The sequence below is a fragment of the Ewingella sp. C233 genome (assembly GCF_055407225.1).
Genome location: NZ_JBUZRI010000001.1, coordinates 2,459,688 through 2,483,331, shown reverse-complemented (window position 1 = coordinate 2,483,331; position 23,644 = coordinate 2,459,688). Strand labels below are relative to the sequence as shown.

Genomic DNA, 23,644 nt, shown 5'->3' with positions numbered 1-23,644 from the left:
AAAAGTCAGGCCGGATGAACGTTAACCACCGTGCCTTCACGGCGGGCGCGTTCGGCGGCAAACACCATCAGATGACTTTCCAGCGTTTCCTGCGGGCCGGAGAGGATCTGGCTGGCGTCGTTGCTGCGTACTGCATCGATGAAATGGGCCATCAGGTAGTAGTCACCGCCGCCGTGGCCGCCCATCGCGCTGTGCTGCGCCGGATCGCTGCTCTCGATATCATCGACGTCGTAGACCGTTTCACTGTCATCGACAAACGAGGTGATGCGGATAAAGCGCCCGTCGCCTTCCAACTGACCGTGGCTGCCGAATAGCTGGGTTTTGCGGTCCTCGTGGCGTGTAAAGGCGGTCATGGTGAAGGAGGCGGTTTTGCCTCCGGCAAACTGAATATTCACTACCTGATGGTCGACTACGTTGTTGTCACAGCGGTAAACACAGCGGCCATAAGGGCCGGTGCGCAAAGCATTGATCAGATTTTCCTGGCTCACGTCCGGCGTCAGCACCCGCAGGAATCCGGCGGTGGATTTATGCTGTTCGCCGAGGTAAATCTTTTTGGCGGAATAAGGGCAGGTGGCTTCGACGCCGCAATCAAGGCAGCGGTCAGCGGCACCCGCAGGCTGGTTTTCAGCGCGGAAGTGGCGCAGGCCTCCAAACGAACTGACCTGCTCGCACGGGGTGTCCATGATGTAGCGGATCCAGTCGATATCGTGGCAGGACTTCTGTAACAGCATGGAGGCGGAAAGCTGGTCATTGCGCCAGTTGCCGCGCACGAACGAGTGCGCCTGATGCCAGTAACCGACCGGCTCCAGATGCTGCATGCTGATCACGTCGCCAATCACTTTGTCGCGCAGCAGTTGCTTGAGTTTTTGCGTATAGCGGGTGTAGCGCAGCACGTGACCGACGGAGAAGATCACGCCCGCACGCAGGACGGCCTCGACAATGGCCTCACATTCACGGCTGTCCGGCGACAGCGGTTTTTCCAGCAGCATGTGATAACCCTGCGCGGCGAAGGCCAGCGCCGGTTCCAGATGCATGTTGTCCTGCGTGCAGATAAGCACCGCGTCGGCCAGTTTTCCGGCTGCTGCGGCGTCACGCCAGTCATGAAAGACGTTTTGAGGCGTAATGTTATGCTGCGCCACAAACTGCTGGCGGTAGGTGTCACGGGGTTCCGCCACCGCCACCACTTGCATAAGCTCCGGGTGAGCAAGGGCGAAGCGGGAATAGATCTCGCCGCGCGCACCGGCACCGGCTACCAACACGCGGACCGGTTTACGGTCAGAAATGTTCATGGAAGACATAGGGTTTCTCCACATTGCAAAGGATCAGAAATTAATGATGTTGTTTTAAGTTCAGCCCTGTTTCTTTGTCGAACAGGTGCGCGCGGTGTAAATCGAAATGCAGCCAGATCTGCTCGCCGAGCAGCGGGTCCCAGTCGTGGCGCGTGGCAACGCGGGTGATGAAGCGGTAACCGCCGATGTCGCAGTGCAGAAGCTCTTCGTTACCCATGCGCTCCACGGTCATGATGGTGGCCTGCACGGCGTTATCCGCGGGGCCCGCCACAATGCGCAGGTACTCCGGGCGGATACCCAAACAGACGTCGTTAAAGCTGTAGCTCAGCACCTGGTCGGTCAGCTCGGGCGTCAGGTTGAGCACCCCGTTATCACCCAGACGCAAGCTGACCGCGCCGTGGTCGCGCAGGAGGGGCAGGTCATGCAGGTTCATTGACGGGCTGCCGATGAATTCGGCGACGAATTTATTCGCTGGGTGGTGATACAGATTGACCGGTTTATCCACTTGCATGATCTCGCCACGGTTGAGCACACAAATGCGGTCGCCCATGGTCATCGCTTCGACCTGATCATGGGTGACGTAAATCATGGTGGCGCCGACGCCCTCACGCTTGAGCTGGTTGTGCAGATCGATCAGCTGGACGCGCATGGAGACGCGCAGTTTGGCGTCGAGGTTCGACAGCGGTTCATCGAACAGAAACACTTTCGGTTTGCGAACAATCGCCCGGCCGACCGCCACGCGCTGGCACTGGCCGCCGGAGAGCTGGCCCGGTTTACGTTGCAGTAAGTTGGTGATCTCCAGCTTTTCTGCCGCTTCGCGCACGCGGCGGTCAATTTCCTGTTTGTTCTCTTTGCCGATCAGGCTGAAGGCCATGTTTTTGTAGACGGTCATGTGCGGGTAAAGCGCGTAGTTTTGAAACACCATGGCGATGCCGCGATCTTTAGGCATGGTGTCGTTCACGCATTGGTTGTGAATAATAATCTCGCCTTCGCTGACGCTTTCCAGCCCGGCAATCATGCGCAGCAGGGTCGATTTCGCGCAGCCCGACGGCCCGACAAACACCATAAATTCGCCTTCACGGATATCCAGATCGATGCCGTGCAGGGCCTTAAAGCCGTTGGGATAGGTTTTTTCAACGCTGTGCAATTGAATTCCGGTCATAACAGATTCCTCAATGTTTAAGTACACAGGCTCAACTCTTCACGCCGGAACTGGCGATGCCCTGAATGAAATAGCGCTGGAAAAGGATGAACAGCATCAGCATTGGGATGATGGCCATCAGCGCGCCGGCCATCAGCATGGGATACTCCTCACCGGCGCGGCTGGAGAGCGATGCCAGCCCGACCGGCAGGGTCAGTTTGTTGCTGCTGGTATTGACGATCAGCGGCCACATCAGGTTATTCCAGCTCCACAGGCCGTTGATGATGATGCAGGCGACAATCCCAGGGCGGATGAGCGGCAGCATGATGCGCCAGAAGATGGTGAAGTGGTTGTAGCCATCCATCAGCGCGGCCTCTTCCATCTCTTTGGGCACCGCCATAAAGAACTGGCGCAGCAGGAAGGTGGCGTAAATACTGAAAATCCCCGGCAGGATCAGGCCGGTGAGGGTGTTGAGCAGGCCGAGTTTCTGCACCACGAGAAATTGCGGAATAAGAAACGCCTGACCCGGCACCATCAGAATCGAAATGCACAGCACGAACACCACGTTGCGGCCGCGAAAGTGCAGGCGGGCAAAACTGTAGGCCGCCATGGTGGCGATGATCATTTGCAGCGTGACGGTAAAAAAGGTCGAGAGAATCGAGTTGAGGTAAAAACCGGTGAACGGGATCTCATGCAGGATGCGCCCGTAAGCGGCGAAATCCGGATGAGTGGGCAGCATCTGTAACGGGATCTGGATACTTTCGGCCTGCGTTTTCAGCGAGGTGATCAGCATCCAGATAAAGGGCACTACCGACGCCAGGCTCGCGAGCACCATAAACAGATAAACCGCCCACTTCTGCACGTTGATCTTTTTGCGCGGCACAGTCCGCCCATCGGTGTGCGCGGGTGTGGCATTGCGGGTTTGCGAATAGGTTGTCATCCGGGGCTCCTTACGCCACTTTCAGCCGTTTGCCGATGGCCATTTGTACGAGGGTGATCAGCATCGTGACGATAAACAGCACCACGGTGATGGCGGACGCGTAGCCTTTCTGTTGCAGATAAAACGCATTTTTGTAGAACAGATAGGTGATGGTCATGGTGTCGCTTTCGACCATCGAGCGGTCAAACATCAGGAAGACCACGTCGAAGATTTGCAGCACTTCGATAAAGCTCATCACCGACACGAAGAACAGTGTCGGGACCATCATCGGCAGCGTCAGGCAGAAAAAGCGGCGCAGGGTGCTGATACCGTCTATGTCGGCGGCTTCATAGATAGATCGCGGAATGCTTTGCAGACCGGCCAGCAGGATGATGATTTTTAGCGCCAGCGACGACCAGATGATGATCACCGATACGCTGATGCGCACGATATCCGGGTCCGACAGCCAGCCAACCGCCGAGACGCCGAAAAAGTGCAGCAGATAGTTAATCAGCCCGAAATCTTTGTTGAACAGCCACTGCCAGACCATGGCGACCGCGGCAGGCATGGTGACGGCAGGTAGAAAAAGCAGGGTGCGGAACAGCGCTTTGCCGCGGATATTCTGGTTGAGGCCAATCGCCAGCAGCAGCGAGAGCGTCAGGCTGACCGGCACGCAGACCACCACGTAAAACAGCGTATTGGCGATGGCGGCGTAGAAATCGTCGTCACTGAACAGGTCGAGGTAGTTATTAACGTTGAAGGTGCTCCAGTTCATGAACTGGTCGAGATCGGTAAAGCTGTAGAAGATGTTTTGCAGGAAAGGGATGAAATAAAACACCAGCAGCCCGATCAGCAAAGGCAGCACCATTATCCAGCCCCAGAAACGTTCGGCGCGCTCAAGACGGGTGAGGGCCGGGCGGGCTGAGGTTTTAGTGGTCGGTTTAACGTCGGCGGCGCGGGTTTTTTGCTGCTTTACCGCAACGGAAACCGAATCTGCAAGCGACATGATGATGGTCCTCAGTCAGAGCAAAAAGCCGCTCAGATCAGACGGGACTGATCTGAGCGAAGGGGATTAGTTTTCCATCACGCGGGAGATTTTTTTCTCCGATTTGTCCATTTCTTGTTTGGCATCCGCACCCATGAAGATCCGTTTCAGGCTGGCAATCCACATGTTCTGCCATTTCGGTGTGTTGGTACCGGCAGTCGGGTAGGCTTTGGTGAATTCGAGGGTTTCAATGTACGGTGTGACATCGACATTTTTAATGTTGGCTGCCCAGGCTTTGGCGGCGGTTTTATTGGCCGGGATCACCGCTTTGGCGAGGATCTCCTGTGACGGTTCGGAGCTCATAAACTGAATGTAACGCCAGGCTTCGGCTTTATGACTGCCTTTGGAGGACATGGCGTAACCAAGACTGTGGGCCACGCCGGACTGGCGATCGATTTTCGGCATGATCACCACGCCGATGTGGTCGTTGATCAGCGGGTTGGCGGCAAACGGCGCGGCCAGCCACGAACCGGCATAGGCCATGGCAGCGCGGTTAGACTGGAAGATATTCTCGGTTTTCACTTCGCTCATCTGCTGCGCCGTTGGCAACTGACCCGCTTTCATCATTTCCTGCAACTGCTGATAAACCCAGATGGATTTGTCGTTGGCGATGTCGGTCGGCTTACCGTCGGTTGGCACCACGTTATTGCCGCTCTGATAGAGCAGGTTAAGGTAGCTGTCCTGACCGTCGCCGCTTAAGTCCATCACCAGCGGGAAGGTGTCGCCTTTCATGCCCGCTTTCAACTGACTGGCTTTGGCTTTCAGTTGATCCCAGGTCCAGTCGCTGGTCGGGTAGGCGACTTTGGCTTCATCGAACAGCTTTTTGTTGTACCAGACGGCAATGGAGTCAACGTCACGCGGAATAGCCAGTTGCTGTCCTTTATATTGGTAAGCTTTCACCGAACTGGCGACAATATTATTCATATCCAGTTTGCTCTTCTCAATATCGCTGTTTAACGGTTCTAATAAACCGTTTTTAGCGTATTGAATGAAATAGGGCATATTGATCCAAAATATATCTGGTGCGACGCCACCGGCCGCTGCGGCATCTAATTTCACGAAGTATTGCGCTGAGGGTGTTAACTCAATATCGATTTTTATATCCGGGTTTTCTTTTTCAAAATTCTTGGCAATTTCCTGTTCGGCGGCTAATTGGTTTTTATCCCATACGGCATAACGCAGCGTAACGGGATCGGCGGCCTGTACGGACAGGGAAAACAGGGCGGGTAATAATATCGCTGATGTGATCATGCTCCGGCGAAATGACGCCTGAGTAAGGAAAGAGGTGGTGCATTTTCTGAGTGACATTGACATCCCCTTGAGCGTTCGAAAAATAAACATTTGCGTAACGTTTAATCTTTCTATCCCCTAAATTTCAGTGTGTCAATACGGCCGCTTTTGCCCTAAATCAGTGCGAATGCCTTTCGTTGTTGTTAAAATCGAAAGGGGTAAAGTGAAAGTTGAAAGGTGATTTCTTGTTACTTTTTTATAACATTTACCCCTTCTCTTCCCTACTGACACGCGCTGTCAGCGGCTGATTTCGCGGGCTGGCAGAGGAAAAGCCCTGCACTATGATGGGGAATGGAAAAGCTTTTATTGTGCAGGCGGATAAATCTTTCATTTTTGTGATGCAAACAAACAAAAAAAAATGCCTTTCACTGTGAAAAGAGGCTGTCGTCCGCCGTTGGGATTTTTAGTGTCTGGTTTTATTCCCGGTGCCAGAGGGTGATTGTGTGTTTATTAAAAAAGTGTCAGGCTAAAAATTCATATTATTTCCTCAACCGATGCGAGTCTGACTATTATGCGCCTGACATTGTTATTCACTCACAGTCTGGAAAAGATATTTCATCAGAAAAACACACCTGAATTAACGTCAATAGAAAATCTTTCATTATTAAACAATGAAAGTCTCTCTTTTCAGTGCGTCTATTGTTTACATAAAGAGGATGATGAACCCCGGCGGCAATTACGGGTTTCCCTCAGCGGTGAACTGAGCGACTTTATTAGCGTGCGTCAGGTGCGTCATGTTCCCAGTCTTTTTCCCTGCTACCGCACCACCGACGATGATTATCTCACCACGGAGCCGGGGCTGTTTCCTGATCCGTTAATGCCGCTTACGGATAATACCTTCTTCGTCAACGGCGATTATTACGGCAGCTTGTGGCTGACGCTCAATCCGCGAAACGAAAGTTTACCTGCCGGTGAGACGTCGCTGAACTTACGGGTTTCCGACGTGATCAGCGGTGCCGTGCTCGGCAGTGTTGATCTGAACATTAACGTGCTGGCGCAGGCGTTGCCACCACAAACCCTGTTGCATACAGAATGGTTGCACGCTGACTGTCTGGCGGACGTTTATGGCATCGCGGTCTTTAGTGAGGCGTGGTGGCTGGCGGTGCGCAATTTTGTGCGCTGCGCGGTGAATAACGGCGTAAATATGTTGCTGACGCCGGTGTTTACGCCGCCGCTCGATACCGCCATTGGCGGCGAACGCACCACGGTGCAGCTGGTGGGCGTCACCCACACCGCAGGCGGTTATCAGTTTGATTTCAGCCTGCTGGCGCGCTGGGTCGAACTTTGTCAGCAGGAGGGCATCACCACATTTGAGATTTCACACCTGTTCACCCAGTGGGGCGCTAACCATGCGCCGAAAATTATGGTGAGCGGGGAGGGCGGCCTGACGCGTAAATTTGGCTGGGACACCGACGCCCACGGGCCGGAGTACCGTGAATTTCTGCACGCTTTTCTGCCCGCGCTGTGCGGCTGGCTGCGGAAACACGGGTTGGAAAAACACGCCTGGTTCCATATTTCTGACGAACCGAAAATGGCCGATATTGACGCCTATCGCCGCGCCAGTGAACTGATACGTCCGTTGATCGACGGTTTTCCGGTGCTGGATGCGCTGTCCGACTATGAGTTTTACCAGCAGGGATTGGTGCAGAACCCGGTCACTGCCAGCGATCACATCGAACCGTTTTTGGAGAACAAGGTGCCGGGTCTGTGGACCTACTACTGTTGCGTGCAGAAACAGGAGGTGTCGAACCGCTTCTTTGCGCAGCCCTCGCAGCGCAACCGCATTCTTGGCGTGCAGCTCTATCTCTATAACATCACGGGTTTTCTGCACTGGGGCTTTAACTTTTATAACAGCGGCCATTCGCTGGAGAAACTGGATCCGTTCGCCATCACCGACGGCCAGGGGGCGTTTCCGTCCGGCGATCTGTTTGTGGTCTATCCGGGTGAGGGGTTTATGCCGGTGGAGTCTTTACGGCTGATGGTGCTGCGTGAGGCATTACAGGATATGCGGGCGCTGCAATTGCTGGAGTCGCTGAGCAGCCGTCAGGAAGTGGAGCGCCTTATCGAACAGCTGGCCGGAATGCGCATCACCTTTAAACAGTATCCGCGTGATGCGCAGTTCCTACTCGAACTGCGCCATCAGGTGAATGCGCTTATCGCGCAGGTGTGATTTGGCGTTACTCGGCGTCGAACCAGTCGCTGTTTTGTTCGGCAATGGGCGTGATGGTGGAGATCATCTCTTGCAGATGGATACGGATGGCGCGTTCGGCGGCGTCCGGGTCATGGGCTTTTAGCGCGCCAAAGATATTGTCGTGCTGCTCGATCAGGCTTTCCGGCGGTGAGACTTTGCTCAGGGTCAGGAAGCGCACGCGGTCCATCGTGGCTTTGATGTGCTCGACGGTTTCCCATGCCAGACGGCAGTCGATGATCTGCGCAATGGTGCGGTGAAACTCGTCGTCCAGCAGCAGGAATTCCTGCGTTTGCTGGCTTTTCGCCGCCAGCCGCTGGCGTTGCAGGTTATGTTCCAGCAGCGCCAGGTCACTCGCGGTGGCGACCACGGCGGCGCGGCGCACAACGGCGGTTTCCACCGCTTCACGGATAAAACGTCCGTCGGCTACCCGTTTGGCGGAGATCTTCATCACGAAGGTGCCACGCTGAGGTAACACCTGCACCAGACCGGCTTCCGCCAGTTTAATGAAGGCTTCCCGTACCGGCTGGCGCGAAACGTTAAAGCGAGTAGAAATCTCTTTCTCTGACAGCAATGCCCCCGGTGCGATCACACAGGTGACGATGTCCTGACGCAGGGTGCGGTAAATCTGCTGATTTACCGGCACATTATTGAGAAATTCGTAGGGTTCCGTCATGGGCTAATTGACTTTTTCAGCGGCGAGAATGGTTCAATAGTACCATGACTTTTCTCAGGATTTTGAAAATGAACGCGGGTGTCGTAGAAAGCAGGGATAAAAAAAATCCCGCTCAAGGAGGGCGGGATGTCGTAATACGTTACGAGGGGATAGTCCAATGAGATGCAATGACCTATAGGGGAATAAGTGCTTGCACACTCATAATAACTCACGGTATTACACCGACAAGTACAACCTCCATTAATTTGACTTAAGAAAAGTTGTTCCGGAATTTTCCGAGCGAATCGAACAGGCAGTGAGCACTCTGTGATGGCTGGCCGGGAAGCGATGGCGCTGGTTATGTGGTGGATAAAGGCCTACCCTCTAAAGGTATTAATTGGGTACCCTGAAGTTAAGCGATTGTAAGTGTTAAGGATTGTTATGAGCGAAGTCGAAAGTTCGATCAGTATTGGTGATATTCTGACTGTTAAGAACGGCTCTACCCACGAGGTAACTGGCTTTGTGAAGAAAGGGGAAAGAATTTACCCGACAATCAAAACCGATCACGGCAATGCCAACTTTAGTCAGATCAAAGAAATCATCTCCGTCAGTAAAGGCTAACTATCGTTAGCTGAGCGCGACCATGGCCTGCTGCACAATGCGTGCCTGCGGGCTGTGTAATTTCCTCCTCCCTTTAGCCCCAATTCCTTAATAAATTCCAGATTTCTCCCTTTTAACACAGTATTTATGAAGCCAATCACAAAACGGTAACCGGTTTCTGAAACCGGTTGCAGTCTTGCGCTAACCGTTCAATATTTACCCGACGTGCTTACCATGCAATGTGCCATAGGGGAATTTTATGTCTCATGCCAGTGATGTGCTGTTCGGTATTATTGAAAATAAAATCAGCCCGATGGCGGGCAGAATATCCAGCCAGCGGCATATTATGGCGATCAGGGACGGGTTTATTTCCGCCATGCCATTTATGATTGTCGGCTCATTCCTGCTGGTTTTCGCTTATCCTCCTTTCTCGCCTGACAGTGGCTGGGCCTTTGCCCGCTGGTGGCTGGCGATGTCAGTGAAATATCAGGAAGTGATATTAACGCCCTACAATATGACCATGGGCATTATGTCGATTTATATCACCGCCGCCATTGCCTATAACCTCGCGGCCAGTTACAAACTCAACCCCTTTATGACCGCCATGTTATCGCTGATGTCTTTTATGCTGGTGGCGTCGCCGCAGGTGAATAAAACACTGCCAACGCTGGGGCTCGGCGGCGTGGGAATATTCACAGCTGTGCTGGTGGCGATATACACCACAGAATTAGCGCGGTTTTTAAAAGTCAGAAATATTGGTTTTAAATTACCGGATCAGGTGCCGCCGAAAATCAAACAGTCCTTCGATTTATTAATTCCAATTATGGCGGTGGTGCTGACGCTTTATCCGCTCAGCCTGTTTATTCAATATCAGTTCGACATGCTGCTACCGCAGGCGATCATGGCGCTGTTCGGGCCGATTATTTCCGCTGCCGATACCTTACCGGCCATTCTGATTGCGGTACTGATTTGTCATCTGCTGTGGTTCGCCGGAATTCACGGTGCGGTGATCATCAGCGGCATGTTGCAGGCATTTTGGTTAACCAATCTGGGGATCAATCAGGAATTGCTCACTTCCGGTCTGCCACCGGTGCATATTTTCATCGAGCCCTTCTGGCAGTTCTTTATTGTGATTGGCGGTTCCGGTTCTACCATGGGGCTGGTGTTGCTCTACCTGCGCAGCCGCTCGGCCCACCTGCGTTCTATCGGCAAACTGAGCCTGATCCCTGGTGTATTCAATATCAACGAACCGGTGATTTTCGGCTCGCCGATTGTCATGAACCCGACCCTGTTTATTCCGTTTATTACTGCGCCGCTGGTGAACGCCGTGATTGCCTATATCGCCACCCGTACCGACTGGGTGGGCAAGGTGATTTCCGTCGTGCCCTGGACGGCCCCGGCGCCGATTGGCGCGGCGTGGTCTACCGGCTGGGATCTGCGTGCCGCCGTGCTGGTGCTGATCCTCATCGCCATTTCGTCGGTAATTTACTATCCGTTCTTTAAAGCCTATGAAAAACAGCTGCTCGAACAGGAAAATCCGCAAGAGCAGGAAGAGAAACAGACGCTGACTCAGCCACAGGCCTGAGCCGCTAACGGGAGCAACACCATGGACACACAGATGGATATGGAAACAACGGTGATGGAGCTGATCATCTTTTCCGGAGAGTCCCGCTCATGCGCGATGGAAGCCTTACAGGCGGCGCGCAAAAAGGAGTGGCAGCAGGCTGAGGCGTTGCTGGTGCAGTCCACGCAGGCCGGTAAACGCGCCCATCAGATCCAGACCGAGCTGATTGGTGCCGATGAAGGCTGCGGCAAAATTCCGGTCAACCTGATCATGGTTCACGCGCAGGATCATCTGATGAACTCGATGCTGTGCCGCGAGATGGCCGAAGAAATGATCTACCTGCATAAGGAAATAGACAGTCTCAGGCAATCGCGCTAAGGCACTGAGCAACCGCTATCATTTTTATTAACCGTCAGGAGATAACTGGATGATTTACGCGAAGACCAAACCGTTCCCCGCCGATTTTTTGTGGGGGGCCTCCACGTCAGCTTACCAGGTTGAAGGCGCATGGAACGAGGAAGGCAAAGGCCCGTCGGTTATCGACATGGCAAGCTTCCCCGATAACATCAGCGACTTCAAAGTCACCAGCGACCATTACCATCATTTCAAACAAGACGTGGCCCTGTTTAAAGAGCTGGGGCTGAAAACCTACCGCTTCTCTATCGCCTGGAGTCGTCTTTTCCCTGACGGTGACGGAGAAATTAATCCGCAGGGTGTGGCGTTTTATAACCAGTTAATCGACGAGATTTGCAACGCAGGCATGGAGCCGCTGGTGACGCTGTACCACTTCGACTTGCCCTATGCGTTACAGCAGAAGGGCGGTTGGTCTGACCGCAAGACCGTCGATGCGTTTGAACGCTACGCGCGGACCGCATTTGAATTGTATGGTGACCGGGTCAAATACTGGCTGACCATCAATGAACAAAATATGATGATCCTCAAAGGCGATGTGATAGGCACGCTGGATCCGAATACAGAAAATCCGCAGAAAGCTCTGTATCAGCAGAATCACCACATGATGCTGGCGCAGGCCAAAGCCATGATCCTCTGCCACCGCTTATTGCCTCATGCGAAAATTGGCCCGGCACCGAATATCTCCTGTATTTATGCGGCCAGTTCCAAACCGGAAGACAATATTGCCGCGCACAATTATACGTCCATCCGCAACTGGCTGTATCTGGATCTCGCCTGTCACGGGCGTTACAACGCGGTGGTATGGAGTTTCCTGGAAGAAAAATCCCTGCTGCCGGAAATCTTACCGGGCGACATGGAGATCCTGTGCCAGGGTAAACCGGATTTCATTGCCTTCAACTATTACGCATCGACCACCGTTGCCGCCGATGTACCCAATAACCACTCCGGTGAGAAGAAAGATCCGCGTGCGGTGGAAGACCAGCAATTGGCCGGCGTGTACAAAAATGTCTATCTCGGCGTAGATAACCCGCATCTTGAGCACAATGAATTTGGCTGGTATATCGACCCTGTTGGTTTTCGCCTCACCTGCCGTCAAATATATGAACGCTATGCACTGCCGCTGATTATTACCGAAAACGGTCTGGGCGCATTCGATAAGCTGACGGCCGATAAAAAAGTGTATGACGATAACCGCATTCATTATCTGCGTATTCATATTGAGCAACTGAAACTGGCAATATCCGACGGCGTCGAACTCTTTGGTTATTGCCCGTGGTCTGCGATTGATTTAGTCAGTACGCACCAAGGCATCAGCAAACGCTACGGATTTATTTATGTGAACCGTGATGAGCATGACCTGAAAGATATGGCGCGTTACCGTAAGAAAAGTTTCTTCTGGTATCAGCGCGTGATTGCCAGCAATGGCGAGGATCTTAACGGCCATATTGAATACTAAAATTACTTAAACATGAAAAATAGAGGGTGGCGATGGTCACCCTTTTTCGTTATATAAGAGGGCTGGCCGCAGAAAATAGTGGGATTGCAGGCTAAAATACAGGGCTAATTTATAAGGCTATTTTTTCTTTAAAGACTTTTTTCGTTTCCGGGTAGGGATGAATGAACAAAATATTGCACAGCGTAATTGCCCTGAGCGTGGCCTGTTCCACGCTGGCTTTTTTACCCGCGCAGGCTCAGGCGAACCGTTGCATTGAGAACCGTGCCGGGATAGATATGGGATCCGGCAGCACCAAAATTCAGGTTACTGAAGTGAATATCTGCCAGAAAACGCTTGGGAAAGTACTGTATGAAGATCAGCGCCCGGTCGGGTTCAATGCAGACCTCGCAAAGTCCGGCAATAATCAGCTCAGTGAAGACATTCAGCAGCAAGGGCTGACCGCGCTTACCGAGATGGTCAATAAAGCCAACACGTTTAAACCGCAGCGTATTACCGGCGTGGCGACGGCGGTATTTCGCACGGCGTCCAATGGTCAGCAGGTGATTGACCGCTTTAACCAGCAGACGCACGTCCGCCTGAAGATCATTTCCCAGCAGCAGGAAGCGGAACTTGGTTTCCTCTCTGCCAAAGCCGCGCTGCACGAAAATAATCTCAATGATGAGGATTTGCTGGTCTGGGATATCGGCGGTGGCTCGATGCAGATGACCACTTACCGCCAGCAGCAGGGCGTGAAAACCGTCGATATTTATCAGGGAAAACTGGCCTCGGTGACGTTGAAAGATTTCATTACTGAGGTTTTACAGAATAAAGATCAGCAGGCCGACAGCACGCCGAACCCGATTGGTTCACTGCGTAATACCGTGCTGCGTTATGTGAATTTCTACGTGCGTACCCACGTCGGCGCGCAAATGAAACAGGACGCGCAGCACAAACGGGTGATTGGCATCGGTGGCGTGCACGGTTATTCGATCAGTGACCAGATTCATCCTGTAAACCCTACCTATACACTGGCAGATGTGCAGCGGGTGTCGAAAAACAATGTCTGGAAAGGGGATTCCGAACTGAAAGGCGAGTACCGTGCTACCGATGTCAGCAACTTGTTGCTGGTGGAAGGCTATATGCAGGCGCTGAAAATTCCACAAGTGACAGTGGTGAAAGCGAATCTGATTCAGGGCATTCTGTTGCAATAAGCCCTGATTAGCAAAAGCGAAACCGGAATTCTTACTTTATGACCCGCAGGAGCACCCATTATGTCATCTGAAAACAGTATCTTATCTGACCAGAACCCTGAGACTCAGGACGAATTTACCTGGCTAGAGGGTATCCGTGACCAGCCTGCGCTCGACTGGACGCAACAGCAAAACAGCCGGACAGTGAATCAATTCGCCAGCGGCGCTGATTTCGAACGAATCCGTCAGCAGGTGCTGACTGGCCTGAATTCGCCGGCACAGATCCCCGGTATCTCCAAATGCGGCAACCAGTGGTACAACTTCTGGCAGGATGAACAAAACCCGCACGGCCTGCTGCGCCGTACTACGTTGGATGAGTACCGCAAGGATGAACCGGAATGGGAAACTGTGCTGGACATCGATGCGCTCGGCAAAGCCGAAGAGCAGGAGTGGGTTTATCACGGTATCCAGATTCGCCACCCAGATTACCAGCGCGGCTTACTGCATCTCTCTCCGGACGGCGGTGACGCCGCAGTCATTCGTGAGTTTGATCTGCAAACGCTGGGTTTTATCACCGACGGCTTTAATTTACCTTCGGCCAAAAGCAGCGTGTCTTGGATAGATAACGATCATTTGTTTGTCGCTACCGATTTTGGTGAAGGCGCGCTGACCACTTCCGGCTATGCGCGCATTACTAAAATCTGGCAGCGTGGCACACCGCTTAGCGAGGCAAAAACCCAGTTTAGTGCCGAACATGACGATCTGGCGGTAATGGGTTTCCATGATGATTCGAAAGGGTATGAGCGTAATTTCGTTGGTCGTGTGATCGACTTTTACCGCAGTGAGGTCTATCTGCTTGATGCGCAATACGTCAGCCACAAAGTTGAACTGCCGCAGGATGCGAAATTCAACACATGGTGTGAATGGATGTTGATTCAGCCCTCCAGCCAGTGGGATATCGCCGGGCAGAGCTATCCTTCCGGCTCACTGCTGGCAACAAAGTTCGATGACTTTATGGCGGGCAACCGCCAAATGACGCCGCTGTTTATCCCTGGAGCAACCACGGCGCTCGGTGGATATTCGATGACCCGTGACTCTCTGATCCTCAGCGTTTCCGAGGATGTGGTGAACCGTCTGGAGATCCTGACGCCTCAGCCAGATGGCTGGCTGCGTGAGCCTTTTGGCAATGCGCCCGCGCTGAGTGACATCAGTGCCGGTGGTGTCGATGATGAGACTAATGACTATATGATGACGGTCAGCGGATTCCTGCAGCCTACCACGTTATATATTGGCAGCCTGGAACATAAAGAGCAGCTGCCCGAAATCCTCAAACAAGACCCGGCGCATTTCGATGCGATGAGCTATACGGTGAAGCAGCATTTTGCCCAGTCTGATGACGGCACTCGTGTTCCCTATTTCGTGGTGGCAAAAAAAGATTTGGAATACGACGGAAAGAATCCGACGCTGCTGTACGGCTACGGCGGTTTTGAAGTCTCTCTCGAACCTTATTATCTCGGCGTCAGCGGCCCGTCGTGGCTCGATCGCGGCGGCGTGTTTGTGCTTGCCAACATCCGTGGCGGCGGTGAGTATGGTCCGCGCTGGCATCAGGCGGCGCTAAAAGAGAAGCGTCTGCGTGCGTATGAAGACTTCGCCTCCGTTGCCAAAGCGCTGATCGCCAGTAACATCACCTCGGCGGCGCATCTGGCGGCGCAGGGCGGCAGCAACGGCGGCCTGCTGGTCGGCAATATGCTGACGCGCTACCCTGAGCTGTTCGGGGCGATAATTTGCGAAGTGCCGCTGCTGGATATGCAGCGCTATACGCAAATTTCGGCTGGCAGCTCGTGGATTGCTGAATATGGTGACCCGCAGAAGCCAGAAGAGTGGGCGTTTATGCGCGCGTTCTCACCGTATCATAATATTGATCCAGCCAAAAAATACCCGCCGGTCCTGTTTACCACTGCCACCAGCGATGACCGTGTTGGACCGGGTCATGCGCGTAAAATGGCGGCCAGGATGCAGGCGCTCGGTGTGCCGGATGTTTGGTTCTATGAAAATACGCAAGGCGGTCACAGCGCGGCGGCAGATAAGGCGCAGTCGGCGTTCAAGCACGCGATGGAAAGTGAATTTCTGCTGCGCTTTATCGGTTGTGATGGGCGCTGAAGTTTTATTAAATAAGGGATATCAGCCGGTTGGCTGCGAATAAAGTCCCTTACGTTTCCACTTCACATCGGCCACGGATTGGCCGGTGTGAAATTTCCCCTGTAAAAGCAAATTGAATTTTGCACCAGAGGCCCGCATCAGGCGGCTCTGTAGGATGTAGACGGCTTCCGTCCCCAGCTCGCGGCAGGGCAGATTGACGGCGGTAAAATCCATCGGGTAAAGATTTTTCATTTCATGCGCGAAATCCACACTCATCACCGAGATATCCTCTGGCACCTGAATGCCGTGCTCCCTCAGAACTTCAAGTGTCGCCTGTGCAATCGGGTCGCCGCCGCAAATAATCGCCGAAGGCAACGTTTCACGCTTATGCTCCCTGAGGTACTTTTCAATGATTTCTCTTGCCTGCTCTTTGCCGTTGCCTTTACTGACCAGCAAGTGCGTGGCCTCATCGAACGCAATGTGGTATTCGAGACAGGCGCGTTTGAAACCGTCCAGCCGCTGCATCATGGTTTCCCGCCGCAGATCGGTGAACAGTAAAACGGGGCGGTGGCCACGCTGAAAAAGGTAATTTGCCGCACTGTAGCCAATAGAGTAGTGATCGGCCGACACACAATCGAGCCGCATTTCGCTGTCTTTGGCGTTGATCATGACCACGGGTTTATTCGATTCCGCTGCCAGCCGGTAAAGCATTCCGTCATCAATGCCGATGATGATGATACCGTCCACCTCCGTCTGGCTGAGTGCCTGCATAAACACAGCAATATCCGGATTGTTAACCGCTAATGCACATTTACGCATGTGAATATCATAGCGGCCGACTTCAGTAATAATTTCCTGAATGGCCTCATAATAATAACGATCTTCATGTGGATTAAAGGCCGCCGGTGGCGCGCAAACTAATAGTGTGTTCATTAACAACCGGCTGGCCGGGATGTCACGCAAAATACCCATATTTCTTGCGTGGTTAAATACTTTTTCTTTTGCCTGTGGGCTGACGTTTGCTTTCCCCGCTAATACTCGCGACACGGTACTGGGAGAAAGCCCTGTTAACTCAGCAATTTGCCTTATTTTTAATTTCCCCGTCATTTTGTGATCAACGCCTCATTAGCATATGGACTTACTGTCACAGTTAATTGTTTGTAATTCATCAGCTATTCATCATCATAGCAAATAACAAACGCCACGCTGCAATTCCTGTCACAAATACCGGTTGTTGGAAAAAAATGCCATTACTATTCTCTCTGTAATAAGAATGAAATAAACAAATCACGAATTTATCCGCGCCAGTTTTAATGACGAATTAATTAAATATGTCATTAAATCAGCAAGGTGACGGCTGCCCATCGATGTAAATCAGGAACAAGATAATGCTGAAAATAGCGATCATTGGTACAGGTAATATTTCGCATAACCATATTCAGGGATATTTACAGTTTGCTGACCGTTGTCAGATTGTCGCGCTGGTCGATATTTACCCTGAGAAAGCTGAAGAGAAGAAACGGCACTACGGTCTGACGCAGGCGAAGGTGTACGCCAGCCATCAGGAGATTCTTAATGATCCTGATATCGGCGTGGTGGATATCTGCACGCCGCCGTATGTGCACGCGGAAATTTCAATTGATGCGCTCAAATCCGGCAAACACGTACTGTGCGAGAAGCCGATGGCGGCGTCATTGCAGGAGTGCGACGCGATGATCCGTGCGGCGCAGGAGAGCGGTAAAACGCTGTCAATTATTGCGCAGAATCGGTTTACCGACGCCTTCTGGCGGCTGAAAAAGGTTATTGATTCCGGTGAAGCAGGCAAAGTCTGCCACGCACAAGTGGATTCTTTCTGGTGGCGCGGCCATGCCTATTACGATTTATGGTGGCGCGGCACTTGGGAAAAGGAGGCGGGGGGCTGCACGCTCAATCACGCGGTTCATCACATTGATGCAATCCAGTGGATGCTCGGTTTTCCGTCTGAAGTGGTCTCGATGATCACCAACGCCGCGCACGATAACGCTGAAGTGGAAGACCTCTCGGCGGCGATTTTCAAATATGACTCCGGTGCGCTGACCCAGTTGACCGCGTCGGTGGTGCATCACGGCGAAGATCAGAAAATAGTGATTCAGGGGGAGAAGGCGCGTATTTCAGCGCCGTGGGATAAATTCGCCAGCATTTCTGCGCCGAATGGATTCCCGGTCGAGGCACGCGATACGGCGCGGGAAAGCCGCCTGGACGACCTTTATCAGTCGATCCCTAAATTGGCGTATACGCTGCACACCGGCCAGATCGACAATTTCCTCACCGCGCTCGAAAGCAACACCCCACCTTTGATCGACGGCGTTCAGGGGAAGCGATCGCTGGAGCTTATCGCCGCGATTTATAAATCCGCCATCACCCGCAGCATTGTGACGCTGCCGATCCTGCCGTCGGATCCGTTTTATCAGACCGGCGGGCTGGTGTCGCTGGCACCGCATTTTTATGAGAAATCCGCTTCAGTGGAAAACTTCGCTAATGAAGATGCGATCTCGCTCGGCAAAGACATGGATAAAGGAGCCTGAAGATGAGTAATAAAGACGGTATGAACTACGCGCCAGTAGGCAAACCGCAGCCGATGGTGAAGCCAGGTGAATTCGTGATCGCCGCTGCGGCACTGGATCACGGTCATATTTACGGGATGTGCAACGGTCTGATTGAAGCGGGTGCCAGCCTGAAATGGGTCTACGATCCGGATCCTGAAAAGGTGGCGAAATTTGTCAGTCAATATCCGCAGGTGGCGGTCGCTGATTCACTGGACGTTATTCTTGGCGATAAAGAAGTTCATCTGGTGGCTGGCGCGGGAGTTCCTAGTGAACGCTGCGCGCTGGGGCTGAAAGTAATGGACGCCGGTAAGGATTATTTTGTCGATAAAGCGCCGCTCACCACCTTGGACCAACTGGCCGCTGCGAAAGCCAAAGTGGCAGCGACGGGACGTAAATATGCGGTGTATTACAGCGAACGGCTGCACGTTGAAAGCGCGGTGTTTGCCGGACAGTTGGTGCAGGAAGGGGCGATCGGACGAGTGATCCAGACGCTCGGCACCGGACCGCATCGCGAGGGCGAAGGCCGCCCGGACTGGTTTTATAAGAGGGAAAAATTTGGCGGGATCCTGTGCGATATCGGCAGCCATCAGATCGAACAATTCCTGTTTTACACCGGCAACAGTAACGCCCGCGTCGTGGCCGCGCAGGCGCTGAATTTCAATCACCCGCAGTCACCGAATTTTGAAGATTTTGGCGACGCCATGCTCGAAGGTGACAACGGCGCACGCGGCTACTTCCGTTGCGACTGGTTTACGCCAAAAGGGCTGAGCGCCTGGGGCGACGGGCGGCTGACGCTTCTGGGCACCGAAGGTTATATCGAGATCCGTAAATACGTCGATATCACGCGTGGCGGGCAGGACGTGGTGTATCTGGTGAATCAGCGGGGCGAGTTCCGCTATCCGGTGTCAGGCAACGTCGGTTTCCCGTTCTTTGGCCAGTTGATCCTCGACTGTCTGCACCGTACGGAAAACGCCATGACGCAGGAACATGCGTTCAAAGCCGCCGAGCTGTGCGTGCGGGCGCAGTTACTGGCCAACGATACCCATTGAATCGGGAGCGGACCATGAAAACTCTCCAAGCTGCGGTGATCGGCTGCGGATCCATCCATACCTGCCATGTGGCAGCGATTGAGCATGACTCTGACAGCCAGTTGCGCGCCATCGCAGAAACCGATATCGCCAAAGGTCAGGCACTGGCGCAGCATTATGGTTGTGATTTTTATGCGGATTATCATGAGATGCTGCGGGATCCGTTCATCGACGTGGTGCATATCTGTCTGCCGCATCATTTGCATATGGAAGCGATTCTCGCCGCGCTGGCGGCGGGAAAACACGTGTTCACGGAAAAACCACTGGCACTCAATATCGGTGAAGTGCAGGTTCTGCGGCAGGCCGCTGAAAAGGCGCAGGGGCGGGTGGGAGTGTGTTATCAGAATCGCCTGAATCCTTCCAGCCAGAAAATCAAAGCGCTGCTGGACAGCGGGCAACTGGGCAACATGTTGAGCATTAAAGCGGTTCTGACCTGGTCACGCGGCGGAGCGTATTACACAGAAAGCTCGTGGCGCGGGCGTTTTGCTACCGAAGGCGGTAGCCTGCTGATCAATCAGGCCATTCACACGCTGGATCTCATGCAGTGGTTTGGCGGTGGTGTCCATGCGGTAAAAGGCGTCGTAGATAACCACTTTCTGACAGATGTTACTGAAAATGAAGACACCGCCATGGCGAGTCTCAAATTGGCAAACGGTGCACGTGGATTCTTTTATGCAACCAACTGTCACAGCACCGATTCGCCATTGTTGCTGGAAATTCATTGTGAAAAAGGAATGCTGCAACTGCATCACAATGCTTTGTGGCTGATTGAAGGCGAAAATAAAGCGCTGCTGGTTAGCGATAAAAGTCCGGCAGGCACAATTAAAAGCTATTGGGGCGACAGTCATCGCCAGGCAATTTCCAATTTTTATCACTCTGTTCGTCATCCTGAAGAAAAAAATTATATCTCTGTTTCACAGGCCGAGGTTTCTCTGAATATTGTCGGGGCTATTTATCGCTCCTCACAATCAGGGGGATGGATAATACTGGCTGACTAAATAATTTTCATAATAACTTTACCTTCGCGGGATAATAATAATGAAACCTACTGAACGCAGGGTTGGCTATGGCACAGCAATAGGCTATGGCGTAACCGACTTATTTGGTGGCGGTGCATTCGCCGTTATCGGTACCTGGCTTTTATTCTTCTATACCATGTATTGCGGGTTAACTGTTTTAGAAGCAGGATCTATTTTTGCTATCGCCCGTGTGATTGACGCTATATTAAGTCCGATCATGGGCTATATTACCGACCACTTTGGTAACACGTGGCTGGGTAAACGGTTTGGCCGCCGCCGGTTTTTCCTATTAATCAGCTCTCCGCTGATGTTCCTGTATGCGCTTGTCTGGGTAAAGGACATGGGCTACTGGTATTATCTCGGTACGTATTTGTCGATTGAATTACTTTCTGCGATGGTGCTGGTACCTTGGGAAACACTGGCTGCAGAGATGACAAACCGCTTCGGTGAACGCACCCGCCTAGCCGGTGTGCGCATGATCTGCTCGCAACTCGGGGGATTCCTTGCGGTATCTGTACCGGGTGTGATCATGATGTTTACCGGTAAAGATAATCCGATGACGTATACCTATACTGGCATGTTTTTCGCCACGGTATTTTGCATCGCCGTATTCACTACTTGGTTATGTACTTGGGAAGCAAAAGATGTGCGGGACCCCAATGAGCCTGACCCGGAAATGGAAACCGGTGGCAGCCTCTGGCATCATCTGAAAAGTCTGGTGTTGGATTTTATTTCGTCCTTTAATATCCGCATGTTCCGCCAGCACATCATTATTTACATTGCCTCATTCACTGCGATGGACGTATTTGGTGCTGTCTTTACCTATTATGTGGTCTATGGCCTGCATCAGGATGTGGGATCGGTTTCCGGTTATTTAAGTGTGGCCGCTTTTGTTTCTGTGCCATCAACGATTTTTTATATGATGGTGATGGAAAGATTGAATATTTCGCCCTCCGCCGCGTTGCGGATAGCATATGGGTGTATCTTCTTTGTGCTGGCGGCTCTGTTTTATATTTATATTACCAATGCAGCGGTGCCGTTAATTCTCTTTACCTCCATCTTCGTTATTTTAGGCTTTGGTCGTTCAGGGCTTTATTATATCCCGTGGAATATTTACAGCTTTATTCCCGACGTCGATGAAATAGTCACTAAAAAACGCCGCGAGGGGATTTTTGCTGGTGTGATGGTGTTTACCCGTAAAAGTACCGTTGCGATTGCCATTATGATTGTGGGACTGGTGCTTGAAGAAAACGGATTTGTGAAAGGGCAGGGCGCGCAACCGCTCAGCGCACTACACGCGATTATTGGACTGATGATCTTCGCCACCGGCGCATTGCTGGCGATCAGTTTCTATATGACCTTCAAATTCAAGCTGACGCGGGACTCGCATAAAATTCTGATCAAAGAAACCGCTCGCCTGAAGCTCGGCGGCAATCTGGCAGACTGTACGCCCGAGTGTCGTAAAGTTATCAAAGATTTGACCGGATATGAGTATCAGGAAGTGTGGGGAGGAAAGGCGACCAGAAAGGCGATTCGGGCTGAAATCGCCGCGGGCTAAGCCGCTGCCCTGACGAGCTGATAACCCGAAGTGAATCCAGCCCGGTTTAAGCGATTTGAGTCAATGCAGACATTCTCAAATTGCCAACCGGGCTGAACCACACCAATTTGAATTTATATTTCGACATGTTTTATCAACATTCTATGCCCAAAAAACATTGCTCTGCGAATCATTCATTGTTTATGATTCCATCATCATTTGATAATGGTTCTCAAAATCATTTTTGTTCAATTCTCATTGCCGGGTAAAAAAATGCTGAAGAATACCGCTCGCGTGCTTTCCGTGGCTGCCCTGATGGCTACCACTTTTGCCAGTTTCGCCACCACTTATCCGCTGAATGTCACTGACCTTGATGGTCAGAAACTGACGTTCAGCAAAGCGCCACAGCGCATTATTTTGCAGGATGGCCGCGATATTCTTTCGCTGGCGGTTCTCGACAAAGCTAACCCGTTCCAGCACGTAGTAGCATGGAATAATCTGTTGAAGAAAACCGACAGCGGTACGTGGGACATGCTGAAAGGCAAATGGCCTGATTCGGCCAAAATTCTGGATATGGGATTCAGCGACAAGGGGCAGGTTGATCTCGAAACGGTGATCGCGCAAAAACCAGACCTGATGGTGGCGCAGCTGCGGGCAAAAGATTCACTGAAAGAAGCCGGTGTTCTCGACAAACTCAGCGCGCTAAAGATCCCGGTGCTGTTTGTGGATTACGAACGTGACCCGGCTAAAAATACCGCGCCAAGCATTGAGCTGCTTGGCAAGGTGCTGAATCAGGAGAAAAATGCAGAGGCTTACAGTAAATTCTATAACGAGCACTATCAGCATATTCAGCAGGTCGTGGCATCGGTGAATCCGAAACCTAAGGTGTTTATCGAAGCCATCGCCGGGCGTTCTGACTCCTGCTGTTTCACGCACGGTGATTCAGGCTGGGGCAAACTGGTGAAAGCCGTCGGTGCCGATAATATCGGGAGTGATCTGCTGCCAGGGGCATCCGGTGATGTGTCGCTGGAAAAAGTCATCAGCATGAAGCCTGATGCTTACATTATGACCGGCTCTGCGCGTCCGGCTAACGGCAGCGTGTCACATATTCTGCCGCTGGGTTACGGTGCCGATCAGGCAAGCGTAGACCGCGAAGGTCAGGCGTTGCTGGCGCGTAACGGTATTGCGCAGATCTCTGCCGTGACGGATAAACGTGCCTACGGCGTTTATCACCAGTTCTATAACCATCCTTACAATATTGTCGGTATGGAATATCTGGCGAAGTTTATCTATCCACAGCAGTTTAAGGATCTGGATCCGGCCAAAACCTACCATGATCTGGTGCGTACCTACACCAACCTGCCGGACACTGCGTTCATTTTCGGCTGGTCTGAAGCGAAGTAAGCACCACGCTGATACCCTCTGTCTGCCTTCCCGGCGGACAGAGTTTTACTCACCTGTCGGTCCCTCCCGTTTTGTTCAGCCCACGTTATTTACCGCGATCACATTTGTTGACACTCGGTTAATTCATCCTGGTAACTATTTG

Annotated in this window: 19 protein-coding genes; 12 read left to right on the top strand and 7 right to left on the bottom strand. The window is 52.3% G+C overall.

Features of this window, described 5'->3' with window-relative positions; all coding sequences use genetic code 11:
* Positions 1–5 precede the first annotated feature (5 nt).
* The 5 genes from ACZRKO_RS11245 to ACZRKO_RS11225 form a co-directional block, all read right to left on the bottom strand.
* Entirely contained in the window at positions 6–1,298 is a 1,293-nt protein-coding gene (locus ACZRKO_RS11245; protein WP_463737252.1) for a Gfo/Idh/MocA family protein, read from the bottom strand.
* Positions 1,299–1,329: 31 nt separating this feature from the next.
* Positions 1,330–2,451, bottom strand: a complete 1,122-nt coding sequence (locus ACZRKO_RS11240; RefSeq protein WP_463737251.1) for an ABC transporter ATP-binding protein — start codon at positions 2,449–2,451, stop codon at positions 1,330–1,332.
* 31 nt (positions 2,452–2,482) lie between these two features.
* Positions 2,483–3,265, bottom strand: coding sequence for a carbohydrate ABC transporter permease (locus tag ACZRKO_RS11235; RefSeq protein WP_463737537.1), 783 nt, complete (start codon positions 3,263–3,265; stop codon positions 2,483–2,485).
* A 115-nt stretch (positions 3,266–3,380) separates the two neighbouring features.
* Positions 3,381–4,355: a carbohydrate ABC transporter permease gene (locus ACZRKO_RS11230; protein ID WP_463737250.1), complete on the bottom strand. Its 975-nt coding sequence runs from the start codon at positions 4,353–4,355 to the stop codon at positions 3,381–3,383.
* A 66-nt stretch (positions 4,356–4,421) separates the two neighbouring features.
* Positions 4,422–5,702, bottom strand: coding sequence for an ABC transporter substrate-binding protein (locus ACZRKO_RS11225; RefSeq protein ID WP_463737249.1), 1,281 nt, complete (start codon positions 5,700–5,702; stop codon positions 4,422–4,424).
* A gap of 493 nt (positions 5,703–6,195) precedes the next feature.
* Between ACZRKO_RS11225 and ACZRKO_RS11220 the strand changes: the two genes are divergently transcribed.
* Positions 6,196–7,854, top strand: a complete 1,659-nt coding sequence (locus tag ACZRKO_RS11220; protein ID WP_463737248.1) for a DUF4091 domain-containing protein — start codon at positions 6,196–6,198, stop codon at positions 7,852–7,854.
* Positions 7,855–7,861: 7 nt separating this feature from the next.
* On the opposite strand, the gene ACZRKO_RS11215 is transcribed toward ACZRKO_RS11220, so the two are convergent.
* Complete coding sequence (locus ACZRKO_RS11215) at positions 7,862–8,548, bottom strand: GntR family transcriptional regulator (RefSeq protein WP_463737247.1); 687 nt, start codon at positions 8,546–8,548, stop codon at positions 7,862–7,864.
* Between the two features lie 420 nt (positions 8,549–8,968).
* On the opposite strand from ACZRKO_RS11215, the gene ACZRKO_RS11210 reads away from it, so the two are divergent.
* From ACZRKO_RS11210 to ACZRKO_RS11185, 6 genes are all read left to right on the top strand, one after another.
* Positions 8,969–9,148, top strand: a complete 180-nt coding sequence (locus ACZRKO_RS11210; protein WP_463737246.1) for a hypothetical protein — start codon at positions 8,969–8,971, stop codon at positions 9,146–9,148.
* A gap of 238 nt (positions 9,149–9,386) precedes the next feature.
* Positions 9,387–10,712 carry a PTS sugar transporter subunit IIC gene (locus ACZRKO_RS11205; protein WP_463737245.1) on the top strand — a complete coding sequence of 442 codons (1,326 nt, stop codon included), beginning with the start codon at positions 9,387–9,389 and terminating at the stop codon, positions 10,710–10,712.
* Between the two features lie 33 nt (positions 10,713–10,745).
* Complete coding sequence (locus ACZRKO_RS11200; protein ID WP_463737536.1) at positions 10,746–11,069, top strand: PTS lactose/cellobiose transporter subunit IIA; 324 nt, start codon at positions 10,746–10,748, stop codon at positions 11,067–11,069.
* A 49-nt stretch (positions 11,070–11,118) separates the two neighbouring features.
* The gene (locus ACZRKO_RS11195; protein WP_463737244.1) at positions 11,119–12,561 is read left to right on the top strand and encodes a glycoside hydrolase family 1 protein; all 1,443 of its coding nucleotides are present in this window, start codon (positions 11,119–11,121) and stop codon (positions 12,559–12,561) included.
* Between the two features lie 161 nt (positions 12,562–12,722).
* Positions 12,723–13,751, top strand: coding sequence for a Ppx/GppA phosphatase family protein (locus tag ACZRKO_RS11190; protein WP_463737243.1), 1,029 nt, complete (start codon positions 12,723–12,725; stop codon positions 13,749–13,751).
* Between the two features lie 60 nt (positions 13,752–13,811).
* Positions 13,812–15,890 carry a prolyl oligopeptidase family serine peptidase gene (locus ACZRKO_RS11185; protein ID WP_463737242.1) on the top strand — a complete coding sequence of 693 codons (2,079 nt, stop codon included), beginning with the start codon at positions 13,812–13,814 and terminating at the stop codon, positions 15,888–15,890.
* 21 nt (positions 15,891–15,911) lie between these two features.
* Here the strand turns inward: ACZRKO_RS11185 and ACZRKO_RS11180 are convergent, their stop codons facing one another.
* Positions 15,912–16,976: a LacI family DNA-binding transcriptional regulator gene (locus ACZRKO_RS11180; RefSeq protein ID WP_463737241.1), complete on the bottom strand. Its 1,065-nt coding sequence runs from the start codon at positions 16,974–16,976 to the stop codon at positions 15,912–15,914.
* Positions 16,977–17,257: 281 nt separating this feature from the next.
* On the opposite strand from ACZRKO_RS11180, the gene ACZRKO_RS11175 reads away from it, so the two are divergent.
* The 5 genes from ACZRKO_RS11175 (at position 17,258) to ACZRKO_RS11155 (ending at position 23,502) form a co-directional block, all read left to right on the top strand.
* Positions 17,258–18,433 (top strand): Gfo/Idh/MocA family protein, encoded by a 1,176-nt coding sequence (locus ACZRKO_RS11175; protein ID WP_463737240.1) that lies wholly within the window; start codon positions 17,258–17,260, stop codon positions 18,431–18,433.
* Positions 18,434–18,435: 2 nt separating this feature from the next.
* The gene (locus ACZRKO_RS11170) at positions 18,436–19,503 is read left to right on the top strand and encodes a Gfo/Idh/MocA family protein (protein ID WP_463737239.1); all 1,068 of its coding nucleotides are present in this window, start codon (positions 18,436–18,438) and stop codon (positions 19,501–19,503) included.
* Positions 19,504–19,517: 14 nt separating this feature from the next.
* Positions 19,518–20,540, top strand: coding sequence for a Gfo/Idh/MocA family protein (locus ACZRKO_RS11165; RefSeq protein ID WP_463737238.1), 1,023 nt, complete (start codon positions 19,518–19,520; stop codon positions 20,538–20,540).
* 40 nt (positions 20,541–20,580) lie between these two features.
* The gene (locus ACZRKO_RS11160; RefSeq protein ID WP_463737237.1) at positions 20,581–22,119 is read left to right on the top strand and encodes an MFS transporter; all 1,539 of its coding nucleotides are present in this window, start codon (positions 20,581–20,583) and stop codon (positions 22,117–22,119) included.
* Between the two features lie 252 nt (positions 22,120–22,371).
* Entirely contained in the window at positions 22,372–23,502 is a 1,131-nt protein-coding gene (locus ACZRKO_RS11155; RefSeq protein WP_463737236.1) for an ABC transporter substrate-binding protein, read from the top strand.
* Positions 23,503–23,644: the final 142 nt, after the last annotated feature.